At 47.7% G+C, this 15,107-nt stretch carries 9 protein-coding genes; all 9 read right to left on the minus strand.

Going from position 1 to position 15,107, the window contains the following annotated elements; translation table 11 throughout:
- Positions 1-59: 59 nt before the first annotated feature.
- Complete coding sequence (locus AAIH57_RS07385; RefSeq protein WP_430021121.1) at positions 60-6,158, minus strand: S-layer homology domain-containing protein; 6,099 nt, start codon at positions 6,156-6,158, stop codon at positions 60-62.
- Between the two features lie 239 nt (positions 6,159-6,397).
- Positions 6,398-6,928 carry a hypothetical protein gene (locus AAIH57_RS07390; RefSeq protein ID WP_175398877.1) on the minus strand — a complete coding sequence of 177 codons (531 nt, stop codon included), beginning with the start codon at positions 6,926-6,928 and terminating at the stop codon, positions 6,398-6,400.
- Positions 6,929-7,112: 184 nt separating this feature from the next.
- Positions 7,113-7,952, minus strand: a complete 840-nt coding sequence (locus AAIH57_RS07395) for a formylglycine-generating enzyme family protein (RefSeq protein ID WP_430021122.1) — start codon at positions 7,950-7,952, stop codon at positions 7,113-7,115.
- 125 nt (positions 7,953-8,077) lie between these two features.
- On the minus strand, positions 8,078-8,713 hold the full coding sequence (locus AAIH57_RS07400) for a glycoside hydrolase family 11 protein (protein WP_175398879.1): 636 nt from the start codon (positions 8,711-8,713) through the stop codon (positions 8,078-8,080).
- An 89-nt stretch (positions 8,714-8,802) separates the two neighbouring features.
- Positions 8,803-9,570: an alpha/beta hydrolase gene (locus tag AAIH57_RS07405; RefSeq protein ID WP_430021123.1), complete on the minus strand. Its 768-nt coding sequence runs from the start codon at positions 9,568-9,570 to the stop codon at positions 8,803-8,805.
- Positions 9,571-10,459: 889 nt separating this feature from the next.
- On the minus strand, positions 10,460-11,446 hold the full coding sequence (locus AAIH57_RS07410) for a glycoside hydrolase family 43 protein (RefSeq protein WP_430021124.1): 987 nt from the start codon (positions 11,444-11,446) through the stop codon (positions 10,460-10,462).
- Positions 11,447-11,530: 84 nt separating this feature from the next.
- Positions 11,531-12,553, minus strand: a complete 1,023-nt coding sequence (locus AAIH57_RS07415; protein WP_430021125.1) for an endo-1,4-beta-xylanase — start codon at positions 12,551-12,553, stop codon at positions 11,531-11,533.
- A 63-nt stretch (positions 12,554-12,616) separates the two neighbouring features.
- Entirely contained in the window at positions 12,617-14,173 is a 1,557-nt protein-coding gene (locus AAIH57_RS07420; protein WP_430021126.1) for a glycoside hydrolase family 43 protein, read from the minus strand.
- Positions 14,173-15,012 (minus strand): carbohydrate ABC transporter permease, encoded by an 840-nt coding sequence (locus tag AAIH57_RS07425; protein WP_246311125.1) that lies wholly within the window; start codon positions 15,010-15,012, stop codon positions 14,173-14,175. The genes AAIH57_RS07420 and AAIH57_RS07425 overlap by 1 nt, the downstream gene beginning before the upstream one ends.
- Positions 15,013-15,107: the final 95 nt, after the last annotated feature.

The raw sequence follows: 15,107 nt of genomic DNA on the forward strand, positions 1-15,107 counted from the left end.
GCGTAATTAGAACTCCTTACTTGATGGCTCACTTGCTTCCTAAACAGGATTTAAGTTGTTTAATTATTTATGAGCATATACACGATTTTAGCCATTTCTGCACGTGTGACTTTACTTTTTGGGTCAAACCGAAGATGAGCTTTGCCTGTCATCAATCCCAGTCCATTGACATGCTCGACAGCTTCTTTTGCCCAAGAAGATACTTGGCTTTGATCCGAGAACGAAGATTTCACTATGTCTGCTTGTTGATCATCAAACAACACTCCGGAAGCTCTCATCAAAATCACGGCTGCCTCTTCCCGGCTGATGGAATCTTTAGGCCTGAACAGATTACCGCTTCCTTGCACGATACCGAGTTTGGTTGCTTCGGCCACAGCTGGAGCATAATACGCGTCTGCGGAAACATCGGCATAACCCACTGTTTCTTCCGAAGAACTCAACCCTGCAGCACGCATAATCAGGGTAATGAAATCCCCACGACTTACCTGCAAGGCAGGACCGTAATTCTCATTATCCATACCTTGGATGAGATGTTTCGCCACTAATGTATTGACGTAACGCTCTGCCCAAGAGTCTTTCATATCTTTGAACTGTTTATGATATTCCAGAATGGCGTATAGACCTGGATGGTCCGCCTCAAATGTCACGGTTCCGCTTCCGAAGCGACCGCCCTTATATTCAATTTCTTTCCCGAGCAGATAAACGCCAGCATATTCCGATTGAACTTGCTTTTGCTGTTCGGCCGTCAACGTCCGTTCAAGCATGACCGGACTACCGAATACCGTGACCTCCGTCTCGTTCTCTCCTTGGAGCATAAACATGCGCAGCGATTGTCCAATCTCCGTGCGTGAATAATGTTGTGACTCACTTAGACGGTCACTCAACAGCTGATTCATATCGTCATTCATGAAAGTAGTCATGCGCAGCAGCAGCTGATCCGCCACTCCCCATTGCTGCGGTATGGAAGCAGCTGGGATCGTAACTTCTAATGCCGACATTGAAATCACGATTGAAAGTCCGCTTGTTTTCGCCTTTTTCACCGCTTCTGCAGGAAGATACACATCAAACTGCCCGTCCGGCTCTTGCTTGTCTTCAAGCGAAATGACTACTTTCCCGCCACCTGCTGAAGTAACGGCTTGCTCCATCTCATGGGAATCTGCACGATAGGTTCCATCGGACGATGCATCAAGTTTAATTCGGCCGTTGCTGCTAATCGCAGCTGGGGGATTGGACTCGTTGGAGCTATCCGTAGGAGTTTTTTCCTGATTACCGCTTCCGTTACCTGAACCTCCTCCATTACCAGGTGTTTGCTCACCCGGAGAAGAAGTCCCTGTATGGAACCCCCAAATATCTGATAGGGCACTTCCACTATATTTGTCTTCTGCTTTGGCGTACCACTGGTAGTAGCTCTTGTTTGAAAGCCGCTTCCATTCCACAGAAGCTTCTTGCCCACTCGCAATGTTAGCCTTAGAGCCTATTTCCTGATCCGTGTAAACTTTTACCCCGATATAATCCGTGGCTACCCGCTTCGTTGTTGGTGCCAGACCGAGATCCAGACTAAATTCGTCTTTGCCTTGTTCCGTCTCCGGATCGTAGTAATTGTAATCGTCGAGATAAGGGGAATACGTCTTGATATGAAGCTTATTGTTTGCCATGTCAAACTGCATAAGCCGTATATAGCCGAGTCCCCCTTCTGCCGCACCTTGATAGTCAGCCAGCATTTGATAGACGTTGCGGTCAGGAATACCGTCTCCGTTATCATCCAGCTGATCAACCTTAAGCTCCGCATCGTGATAGTGTCCGGAAAGGGCAGCAATCACATTTTTGTTCGGTTTTACGACCTTCTCAAAAATCTGGTCTGCAATCGGCGCACGGTTATTGGATACGAGCAGATATTCGTGCAAACATAGTATCGCTTTGCGTTCCGGATACTTGGAGACGATCTCGTTCATCCATTCAATCTCTTTCTCTCCAAGCCCCCAACCCATGTATACAATGACGAAGTCATTACCGTTCGCTGAAACCAAATCATAATGTCCACGATTATTCTCGTATGACCCGCCAAATACCTGATTATTTTTGAATCTGTCCTCTCCAAAGTACTGCTGGAATTTGGCATAATCGTTGTCCTGGTGTCCAACATCATGATTTCCTGCCAATACGCCGTACGGAATTGAAGCATCCTCAAGCACCTTCATGTTTTTGTCTGCCTCGATCCATTGGTATTCCTGATCCGCTTTATCGACGACGTCCCCCGTATGAATAACATATTTGATGTTCATGTTTTCTTTTTGCCCGGCGATCCAGTTCACGATATTTTGATAGATTTGCGGATAGCTCTGGGAGTAATACTGCGTATCCGACATCCAAACAAACGAAAAATCGTACGGATCCTGTGACTCCGGAGTTGGTTTGCTGCCTGTGGTCTCAGCTTTTTCCACAAGTTCATCCTGCACCATAACCTGGATGATGTGATCCTTCGCATAATCACCCGCTTTTACCACAGCTTTTAATTCAAAATCTCCTGTACCAGCAATAACTTGATCCAACGGATTCCACTTTTGCTCGCTCATGCTCCAGGCATACAAGCTTACTTTCCTGTCTTCAAGTGACTTGCCCTGCCATTCGATTTCGACACGATCCGTGCTTTTCACGGATGGATCAATCTTTACTTCAAAGCGCTGGTAAGGGAACTGCTCCACCGAGTCATTAACGAGATATATTCCGTCGATTTCGGCGATCTTCCTGTAATCCTCTGCATTCATGGCCTTTTCTCCCGAAGGAGTCATTTCTTTAGGCGGCTCGGTAACGGAAGTGTTCATATAGCCCGTAAAGCCTTCGGCTCGGCTTCCATCGTATTTGTAACCTCTGTAAAATGTCACGTCCATATCGTCGTTGCTTGGGTCCTGAACTTTAACTGTCAGATTGGCATCTGATCCAACATTCGTTTGATTTTGCTTGGGAGATACTAACTCCGGTGGAAGCGGGTTCTCATCGGGTATTTCAAAATTCACAGTTCTCTCCGCAACGTTGCCCAATTTATCTGTTGCCTGAATCTCCAGTGTGTGCTTTCCGGCCTGCATTTGCCCAGAAGAGGTTCTCAGGGGCAGAACGATCTCCTTGCCGTCGAGCTTCACACTAACCTTGTCCATGCCGGCTATTGCATCGTTGATCTCAGCATCGATGACGAAATCTCCACGGTATTCCTTCCCCTCTTCGACCGTCGGCGTGATTTCGGGGGCCGTATTATCCACCATGACTTTGGCCGTAACATGCTCTGCCCCATCGGTTACGGCTACTTCATGAGTGCCATCCGGGATGTGGGTTGTGTCCCACGCATAGGCTTTAGCCTTCAAAAGTTCAGGCTTTAGGTCGAAATGAAAGCCAATCGATTCACTTTTCCCGGCAGAATCACCCATTTTGATCTGTTTCTCTTTTTCAGCGTAGGCCGGGTCCCATATTTCAGTGCCGTCTGCCAAAAGCAATCGGACGTTTTTGACTTCAAAATCATCTTTGTTTTCCTCCGGACGTTCATCAAACGGCGAAGTTTTGGAACCTGCCCGAATATAGATCACATTGTCGCCCTGAGCCAAACGTTCCGAATCGATCGGATAGGACAACGTTGTGTATGTCGTAATGGGTTCCATGAACGTATAAAGAATGGATTTATCCTCCAGTTCTGATGGTCCCATTGTTACAGCATTCTTAAAGTAATAATCGACATTAACTGCTTCGAACACGAAGTATGCATCATGCTCAAGTGCGGCAAAGGTATCATCTTCCGGCAGAACTTCTCCGTCAATGCTGAGGGCAATGTCCGTGCCTGCCATTTGCGAGGTTCCTTTTATCGTATAAACACCGTTAATAGTATCCTGATCATTTACGTTCAGGCGAAGCGGTTCATCGCTTACCCCTCCGGTCACGGATATGCTGGTCGTCTTGGTTCTCGATTCATTAACGCCATCAGAAGCGACGAAATAATACTCGATAGTTTTGCGTCCGATCAGATCAGCTGATGTCATTGTATAGTGGTACAACATATCATCGTAGTCTTCTGTCAAACGATGAGCCGTATATTCGGCCTGTTTGTCTGAACGAACGAATACCTCAACCGACGTCACCTCTCGGTCATCGCTGGCGTCGAGAGTCAGCTCCAATCCTTTGGATTGATCTGCCTCGGTCATGTTCGTCAGGTCCTGAACCGTTGGCGGAACCACATCCAAATCGATATGAACCGGCTCTGAAGGGACCTGTTCGGGCAAGATGCTGCCTGGCGAGGGAGCTAACACACCAGAACTGGATTTGATCATCATCGTGCTGCCATTTACAGGGTAAGCGTAAGTGATCGCCCTGTCTTCCTTCGTTTCATCGCCTTTGGTACCGTCCTCGTACGCCTGGTCGGCATCATAATAGGCAGAAGAAATTTCCTTGCCGGTATTCGTTTTGATCACAAGGGCTCGGCGACCGGAGTTCGCCATCCCATCGCTCGGAATTGATTGCAGCGTAACATTAGGGATCAGACTGGTTTGATAAAATAGATTGAAATCATTTTCGGAATAAGAAGCGTTGGCGCTGTTTTTAATCCAAAATACGACCGACTGCTGCGCAGGAATGACAAAATCGGGATGGACTGCTCCCCATTCCACGTCCGCGCTGGGTCCTTTGTCTGGATAACGGTAATACAGGCTATAGTTTTTAAAATTAACCGGTTGGTCCGTATTGTTATAAACCTCGATGTACTCATAGGCGTCTGTAGATGTACCCGTAATATTCGTTGTATTTGGCACAAGTTCCGTAATAAGCAGCGTCGGTGCTTTGGATGGGTCGAACGCATCCATGTGTACCTGAGCCGAATAAGGGATGTCCAGGTTGCCTGCTTGTATTCGGTACTCGAGTTCCGGAGCAGTAAGCACGGAAGCCGGAATCGTTGCTGTATAATCGTCCGTATTAGTTACATTCGTCATGGTCGTGACAGTGTAGCGATGTTGGGAAGGAGTTTTGTATAATAACTTAACTGCTGGCTTGGTTCCATCCGGATTCGTACCCAGATTTTTAACCTGAGCCTTCACCTCAAAATCCTGAATTTCCAAGGGAACCTTTGGAACCGCATGCACAATTTCGGTTTGCGATCCCTCCTCCACAACTGGCGGAACCGCTTGTGCAAGATCAATCACGCCTGGCGTGGCAGGAATTCCCCCTGAATTCTCCATGACGCTCATCTGCGTACTTCCGGCAGCCGGATGTTTGAAGAATATCCCCATATCCGCCTTAACGTGAGCCGGTTCGTAGGCAGCGGAAACGATGCTCTCATTGGTTTGGTTCTTGATTACAAGTGATCTGAGACTGCCGTTAGCCATGCCTCCTCCACCCTCAATGCGGAATAAGCGATCCCCTTCAATGAGGGTTGTCCCAAAGTTTTCATTGAATTGCTCGGTCGTAAGATGGTTGTTGCTTCCGTTCAAAATCCAGAATACGATCGGGCTCCGAGCAGGAACGATGATATCCGTACCTTCTCCTGTCTTCCACGTATCCTTGTTATTGTAGAAAAAGACATAGTCTTTGAAATTTATATCATGATCCGTATTGTTATAGACCTCAACGAACTCGTACGCATCTGAACTAACATTTGGCACATTCGTCGTATCCGGTACCATCTCGGTAATTAGAAGCTCTGGTCCTGTGTTCTGCTGCATGGGGGACATAGATGGACGAATCCTCGTGGAGTATGATGCCGAATGAATGGTCTTTCCTTCATAATCCACAATATCGATGGAATAGTTCAACTCACTGCCGACCAGTGCCTCTCCGGGAATGTCCCCTGCGTATGTACCTGGCTGCTGTTCTACTGGCCCGAGTTCAACGGGTGCAAACATTTGGCCATCGACGGAAAAAGAGATGCGCCCGGTCAACAGCTGATCTGTGCCATATACCGTGGCGGTAACCGTATAATTTTGCATTTCGGTAATCCAATCCGAAGCGGTGTGGTTTACCTGAACATTTACAGCTTGCTGAAATTGTGTCTGTTCCCCGCTGTCTGTCAATGACACCGTTTCTGCGTGTACTGCAGGCAAGGAGGAAAATGGCATTCCCGTTGCCAGAATCATGCTGCTTAGCACAGCGATGGAAACACTTCGCTGAAATATCCTTCTTCTGTTCAATTTAACCCGCATCTCCTTTTATTCCATTTTGGTTTGCTCTAAGTAAACAAGCATTCTCTATCATAAAAGGTATTTGTTAGAAGAGTACACTCGCAAAGTAAATAGAGAGTTAAGCCTACCTTATACTGGTCCACTATCCAAATATTCAAATACTTTTATATCCGTGTGAAATCCAGAACGACTTTCTGCGCTTCATAGCCAAAAGCCCCTTCCGTCTTCCGGAGGGGCTGGATACTGGATTATTCCTCTTCCTCTTCTGCCTGCTGGCTAGGCGGAGCCATTAGTCCTTGTACCGCACCCATAAACGGCTGGATGGACTTGATCATGCCGTAACCCATTTTCACGACAGGCACAAATCGCTGGATCATGCCGAACAAACGCAAACCACCACCAAGCATGCCTCCAGCCGAAGCAGCCCCGCCCAGACCGCCGAAACCGCCTAACAACGAGCCCATCATGGGTAAAAAGGATGATACTTGTGCACGAGATGCTGTACGTGATCGCATAGATGACTTGCGCATGCTGTTCACCCGTTTCCGACTCGGCGAAGATTTGCCTTTGCCGCTCGAACCAGCTTTTCGTTTAGCAGCATGGGAACTCCCAGCTCCTGTTGCCGGACGTGACATTTTTCCTCCATTGGTAAGTACCACGCCTCCGCTGCTCACCCTAGAGATGTAACCGATGTATGTTTCACCGTTATGAAGAGTCACACAGACCGGCCGATCCTTATACCGCTTTGCCTTTACACGTATTTCATTGGTTTTAGCCATGGAATATCACCTCAATCCGCTGATCTGCTATAGTCTACGCGCTGGGTGGACTGCTTGACTGTGCGAATAGGACATCCGCGTGCCGAAAAAGGATTGACAAATGAAACTTGCGCCTCATCAAGATTAGGTAAAGGTTCGTAAGCATTGAAAATAAAAAAAGGCCCTTCTGTAATGAAGGGACCGATTATTTTCCTCTTACGACTCGAAAACCCTGATCGGGTCCAAACCCATTTGCATCGAATTTTCCCGGAAAGGAAATTTCATTGTTGTTAACACCGCCAATCCAGCCACCTCCCTTGACCACACGCCAAGTATTCTCCGGGCTTTCGGGATGACTGTACCAGTCCCAGCACCATTCTCTCACATTTCCAGACATATCATGGATTCCTAACTCGTTTGCCTTCAGCGTCCCCACTTTTTTCGTTTGATTCCGATTATTCTCGATAGCCGGCCAGCTCCAGTCTCCGGTTAATAGCTTGTCCCCAGCATTGACCCAGTACCACGCCACTTCGTCAGGATTATTGCTTCCACTGTAGACATAGTTCAGACTTTTTTCACCCCCGCTTGCGGCATATTCCCACTCCGCTTCTGTAGGCAAGCGATATCCATCAGCACCTTCATTAATGGTAATAGTCCATTTTAAATGGTCGTTTTCATTCTTATTGTTTGTATCCGTCGTATTCTTGTCGATCTCATAATAAGGTTTCAGGTTTTCCTTGATGCTTCGTTGGTTGCAATATTCCACCGCATCATACCAGCTCACCATTTCAACCGGCAAATCATCTCCTTTGAAACCGGACGGATTCTCGCCCATAATGTCCTGCCATTCCTTCTGAGTCACTTCGTATTTCCCAATATAAAAGTCGGACATCGTTATGTTCTTGCCACTAAAAGTGGACTTGTTATTCTTAAACGTCCCACCCTCCACAAAAACAAAATGATCGCCAACACCGGTGCCGGTTGTTGAACAAGCGCTCAGGCCAGCGACTGCAATGATTAAAAGAACGACCAACCACTTCTTCATTCAAATGTCTCCTTTCGATCCGTAAATTGAAAGCAAGACAGGCTGTGGACCTGTCCTGCTTGAGTCTGTCCTAGAAGGTATGCGTTACAATAGCCTCCTGGTTCAATTGAAAGAGTCAACGAAAGTCACCAGACCGTCACATTAGAGCTTCCGCTGCTTTGATATCCTTCTGTCGCCATTACCTGATAGGACCAGCTGTTGCCCAGATACATCCCTTTACTTGCCCACGCATTCACGTGATTACTAAACGTGATCGTAGAGTTTACTCCAATAGGCCGCTTGGTTTGTCTGACACTCCAATACTGAGGGAAGGTTTGCGTACCATCAATCGAAGGTGCATTGTATCTCATCGTTGTATAGATGTCGTATGTGCCGCCATCACTGTTTACCGTACCTTTGTATGTTCCGGTTGGACGATATGTCCCCCAGTTGTCCACCACGTAATACTCAATAAGTGCATTTCTGGTCCAGCCGTAAAAGGTCAAGTATCCGTTACCGGAAGGAGAAAATACGCCGGCATTGTAGTTGACTACCCGATTTGGCGTACCGTATGTCCACCCTTTCCCGACAACAAAATTCCCGGTGTTCTGCCAGGTTACGCTGTAATTTCCGCCAGAGCCATTCACGGCATTGACCGTTCCTCCGCCATCTGTCCAATTCTGCCAATAATCTGTCGCCGCACTTGATGTAGCGGCAAATACTCCGAAACTCATGGAAGCTGCAAGAACGACCGTCAACAATTTTTTGCTGAATTTGAACATGGTAGAATACCTCCTGATATTTAAATGGATTTAGTACTGACCATATGCCGATTTTCATTTCCCTGGGTCTGGATATTTCATGGATCAGATTACTTGAAAAGACGTTTCGAAAATAAATATAGATCGTTCTTCCACACCGGCCAATCATGCCCTCCGCTCTCTTCATACCAAATGTGAGTTAATCCTTGCTGCTCCAAGTATTGATGTACACCAATGCTAATCTGTATGAGATTATCCAGATCACCACAGGAAAGCCACAGCAGCGAGAGGGGTGAGGAAGCTTCTGCCGGATCGGGTAGGAGCAATTCCGGGGCTTTGGTGTTAGGAGCTGCGGAAAAGGCACCGACCCAAGCAAAATGGTCAAGGTTACCCAATCCGATGTTCAGGGACTGGCCTCCTCCCATGGACAAGCCTGCAATTGCCCTGTTGTCCCTGGTTTTATTTGTGGGATAAACAGACTCGATATAAGGTATAAGGTCATGAATCAGGTCGGACTCAAAACGTTCAAAAGCTCTTATTTTCTCAGGCTCGAAAAGGTCTCCCTCGGCGCGATCATTGGGCATGGCGCGGCCGTTGGGAAAAACAACAATCATCGGTTCAAGCAGGTTGTCGTTGTAGAGATTATCGAGAATAATCTGCGGAGCGCCATAGTTGTGCCACTCTGTTTCGTCCCCACCAATCCCGTGCAGAAGATAAAGGACAGGATACGTGAGCTGCGAAGAAAATTCTGGCGGTGTATACACCATTGCTTTACGTACATTCCCAACCGTTTCGGAGTGATATTCTACCGTCTCGATTACTCCGCGTGGTATGTTATCTCGGTATTGGTCAAATCCCACCGGTGCTGAAGATATCATGTGTAATACTCCCTTCATGGCATGCATTATCCCTTTGAACTGGATGAGTCTTAGTTCATCGACGTAGCAGAAACCCGGAATTGTGAACGCCTATCCCCATACCCTCCTGTCATTTGGATGGTAGCTGTGGTACAGAAGATTCCAGTGCTTCTCAAGTACGCAAGTACGCTATAAAGGAGGTTCATCAATAGCTTGTTATTTGAAGCAATCACTTCCAACATTAGGCTTTCGTAACCCCTCCCCCGGGTCTTTCTCCAGTGTTGTTATTGCAACTTTGACAATGAAGATATCCGAATAAACGGTGTCTTCGGTGCAGATCCCGGTCATCACGTCCAATTTCCAACTGTTACAGCATCACCATCCTTTCCGCAGGATTTTACAATCCAAGAAAAGCATGTTGAAGGAGTCAAAACTTCAGATATATCAGTAACAAATGTACTCCTTCTCTCAAAGTGTAGCGCTTACATATTTTAACAGCAACCTGATAAAGTATAGGACTTGCTTACCGAGCTGCCCTGACCGATCTGTGTAGACAATTATATTGTCGTGCTTGCACGATTATAGAACATCTTTTGGCACACAGTCCATGAGGGACGCCCGCATAAACCATTTTTTTGTCTGATGCCATCCATAAGGTCGAACCGCTTTAGCAAAGACGTTTTTATGTAAATCAGGATGCATGGTTGGCAAAATCCGCTCGTTTAAGGGAAATAAGGATCCATACATAATAAAGCGCTTACATAAAAAGAGGGTAAAATAGTACAGCTTGCTTCTTACAGTCTGAACTTCAAAACCGTGCCTGTGCCCTTGAAACAAACGACCAATCAAGGGCATCTTAAAGGCCACGATTATAGGTATTTCCGCCATTCATGCAGTGCCTTTAGTTCTGTTACTTCTCCGGATAGGGATCAATCATACGAATAGTACCGTCCGAATTGTACGTCAGCTCGGCCAATTTTACGCAGCGTTTGTAGTCGATGCCTCCAGAAAGAGAACAATCATGATAGAACAAGTACCATTTCTCTTGAAATTGAACAATGGAGTGATGCGTTGTCCAACCCGAAACAGGCGGCAGGATGGTTCCCTGGAACGTAAATGGTCCAATTGGGCTGTCTCCGATGGCATACACCAGCTTGTGCGTCGTTCCTGTCGAGTAGGACAGATAATATTTTCCATTATACTTGTGCATCCATGGCCCTTCGAAATATCTGCAATCCTCGTTACCTGCAGTCAGTGGCTTTCCTTCCTGATCGACGATAAGAATTTCCATCGCCTCCGAAGCCATTGAGAGCATATCCTCGCTCAGCTTTGCAATTCTTGGACCGAGCGCAGGTGCATCCGAAGCAGGGCCTTCTGCATGTTCTACATAACTACCTGTCTGCCACTTCTCCAATTGTCCGCCCCACAGCCCGCCGAAGAGCATATAGGACTGTTCATCCTCGTCAATGAAGACGGCAGGATCAATGCTGAAGCTACCATCAATATAATGCTCCTCCGGCTTGAACGGACCTGCCGGTGATGGTGATGTAGCCACGCCGATGCGAAAAATGCCTTCATGGTCTCTCGCAGGAAAAAACAAGTAATATGTGCCGTTTTTAAATGCGGCATCCGGCGCCCACATCTGACGGGACGCCCATGGAACATCCTTCACATGCAGCGCCTCGCCATGATCCGTCACGGCTGAATCCGGGCCAGCCATGGATAGAACATGGTAATCTTCCATTTTGTATTGATCTCCATTGTCATTCACCGGACCATCGTGATCCAGATCATGGGAAGGGTAAATATAGAGGCGATCCTCGAATACATGCGCTGACGGATCGGCAGTGAAAATATGAGTGACTAGAGGTTGATGCATGTTAGATAATTTGGACATCCCAATGACTCCTTCCATAAAATATACTATTGAGCCCATCTCTACCGATGTAAAACTGATTTATCATGCTTCATTAGTCCATGTTTACTTGGGCGCAGCTATTTGGGCAACACGCTGATAGGCTTCCTTGGGACGCTGTGCCTCATCGAACAAGAATGGCCAGTTTTTCCGTCCCCGAACAGGGAAATGATCCAGCCAGGTATAATCATCAGCAGCCCCCCAGAATGTCACAGCACTAATGTGTTCACTGTATTCGTGAAGCAGGCGGAATATGGATTCATATCGTTCGGCTTGCAACTCCAGCATGTCTTGCGTGGGCTGAACCAGATCCGTACGTCTGTCCTCGAAGCGGAACATCGACACATCCAGTTCGGTCAGCTGAAGCTGTACGCCAAGCTGCGCATACCTCTCAATCGCGGCACGCATTTGGTCCAGAGAAGGATCGAATAAATTCCAGTGCGCCTGCAAACCGACGCCATGAATCGGTACGCCTTGATCCAGCAGCGAACGAACGAGCCGATAGATGCGCTCCCGCTTATGCGGATTGGACTCGTTGTAGTCGTTGTAGAACAAGAGCGCCTGCGGATCTGCTTCATGGGCGAATTCGAATGCTTTCGCGATGAAGTCCTCTCCGGCAATATCCAGCCATTTGGAAGGCCGCAGAAATGCGCTCTCATCGTTCGCATCATCGGATATAACTTCATTCACGACATCCCAGCAATAGATAACGTCCTTATATCGGCCAACCACGGTCTGAATGTGTGATTGAAGCCGCGCCAACAATACGTCACGCTCCGCAAGACCGCCTTTATCATCCTCAAACAGCCAATCCGGGGTCTGGTTATGCCAGACTAATGTGTGGCCACGAAGGGCCATGCCTTGCTCTCTGGCAAATGCAGCAATGACGTCTGCGTCTTCAAACGTGTACAACTCCTCCTGTGGATGCACGCTGGAGAATTTCATTTCATTCTCAGCTGTTATACTGTTAAAGTGATACGCAAGCAGTGATTTCTGACTTTCGATCGTTCTCGTATTCACTGCTGCTCCGATGTGAAAAGCATCCTTGTACAATGTCTTCAATGGAGTCTCTGCTCGCAACTTAGTCATGATTTCCCTCCTCTATATTGCCGAATCCTCTCACTCCTGTGGCTCCTGTACGAATCCTAAGAGCTAGATCACATACTCGAACCAGTCAAAGCGGGCAGGCGTGCAGCTAGCCTGGCCATTGCCGGTAGCATACAGCCCGACCACCGCTCCGGTAAAGCACATTTTATGCACAAAATCCTCCGGAGAAATGGCCCGTGCGGCACCTGAGCCCACGCTTAACCAGTTCTCTCCATCCGCGGAGCAACTAAGCTTATATTCCTTTTCTGTCGATTCGATTCGGAGCCGCAGCACGTCCGCTTCGGTCTCGCTCTCATGCACGATTCTCGACTCTCCACGTACCGTTAGACGGGCAAAGATCATGTTGCGTCCTTCCGATCGCCTTACCCCAAGCTCATAGTGTGCATCCTCATCCCGGCGGATGCATAATCCAGCTTCTTCACCATCGACAGCTGGCACAAATGACATGCTAGCTGTAAAGCTGGCTTGAAGATGCTGCTGTCTCCGGCCAATAAACGTAATCTGGCCAACGTCACTGAGACCTGACTCCTGACCATACAATGTCAGGAAACCTGGTTTTTCCGTAATGGAGCATGCCCCTTCTGACGGATTGCGCACAAACAGCCACTGAGGCCCAAGCTCTGCATCAAAGTCTTCACGGCCCTCCACGATTGAAGCGTGGCTCTCCGGTATGGCAGGCACTGTCATCGGCAGGCGCTGAACAACCATGTCCAGACTGACCGTTCCTTCATTGTTGTCAATGTGCGGCCAGCCTTCGTTCCAAATGACCGGTGCGAGGAACGTTTCCCTTCCGAGCACACTGTACCCCTCCTCCGTCAATCGAACGCCAAGGAATACGGCCCACCAGTCGCCGTGATGATCCTCCACCAGATCGGCATGACCCAGATACTGGATGGGATGATCCAGATTGCGGTGAGTCAGGATGGGTTCGGGATAGCGTTCAAAGGGCCCGTAAGGCTTGTCACTTCGGCCGATGATTTCCCGATGTTCTTTGGCTGTCCCGCCGGAAGCAGACATCATATAATACATGCCGTTGATTTTGTACAAATGCGGCCCTTCGGTCCAAGGCCCGCCATCCCCATGCCAGACGACTTGTGGTTCAGAAAGCGCTTCTCCCGTCGCAATATCGATCTCGTACTGAATGGCGTGTGAATTGTAATCCGCACCTTGCTGTGCAGTAACATACACTTTGCCGTCATCATCAAAAAACAGAGATGGGTCAATTCCACCGTAAGGTATACGAATTGGTTCAGACCACGGTCCGGCAGGATTGGTTGCCGTGACGTAGAAATTCCCGATGCCCCTCACGTCAGTTGTTATCATATAAAACGTGCCTTTGTTATAACGCAGCGCGGGAGCATAGATCCCGTCCGAGCTCTTCTGATCGGTCAAATCAAGCTGACTCATCCGGTCCAGTACATTGCCGATCTGCTCCCAATGAATCAGATCCCGGCTCCGAAAAATCGGCACACCGGGAAAATACTCAAACGAACTGCAAACTAGGTAAAAGTAATCTTCTGCTTTTACAATGCTCGGATCCGGATAAAATCCGGGAAGGATCGGGTTGGCATAATGAATTGTCTGCGATTGAAGCTGTGGCATTATTCCTTCACACTCCCTACGTTAAGTCCAACGACAAAGTACTTTTGCATAAATGGATATACGAGCAGAATCGGAACAGAGGCGACAATTGTCACTGCCGCTCGAATGGAAATCGGCGTTACCTGTGTTGAATGCTCCACCCCCACGCCATTGGCTACGGAAGGGTTACTGTTGGCATTCATGCTGGAAGACAGCAGCTTCATCAATTCATATTGCAGGGTGCTTAGCTCTTGACGGGATGACGTGTACAGAAAAGCATCGAACCAGGAATTCCAAGCGCCAACTGCGACGAAGAGCGCAATCGTCGCCAGCACAGGTTTGCATAGCGGGAAAATAATTTTCCAGAAAATTCTAAAATCTCCTGCACCGTCAATTTTGGCAGATTCGATCAAGCTTTCGGGAATCGTGTATATATAAGTACGAATAACGATCAGGTTGAACGCACTGACCAGTGATGGCAGGACATAGACCCAGAAGGAATTGATCAAATGTAAATCCTTCATCAGGAAGTATCCCGGGATAAGCCCTGCATTGAAATACATCGTCAGCACAAAAATGGTTGTAATCAGCTTACGGAAAATATAATCGCGCCGACTAAGCGTATAAGCCAGCATGGTAGTCAAGAAAATATTCAGAACGGTAGAAAGAACAGTACGTGCAACGGAAACCATAAACGCGTTATAAATTGTACCTGACGCAAATACGGCTTTATAATTCTGCATGGTGAAATCGCGAGGCCATAAATATAAGCCTCCCCGAATGGTGTCATTCCCTGCATTAAACGAAACGACAATCGTGTTCAAGAACGGATACAACGTCACAATGACAAGCAGTATCATGAAGATGGTATTAAACGTGTTGAACAGAAACGGTTCGATACCTCTGGCACCAGGGCGGCGTACGGAAAGTGCCGCTGTATTCCCTGAACCGGACA

Origin of the sequence: Paenibacillus sp. MABNR03 (assembly GCF_050455445.1) — a bacterium.
In the GTDB taxonomy this organism is placed as follows: Bacteria; Bacillota; Bacilli; order Paenibacillales; family Paenibacillaceae; genus Paenibacillus; species Paenibacillus xylanilyticus.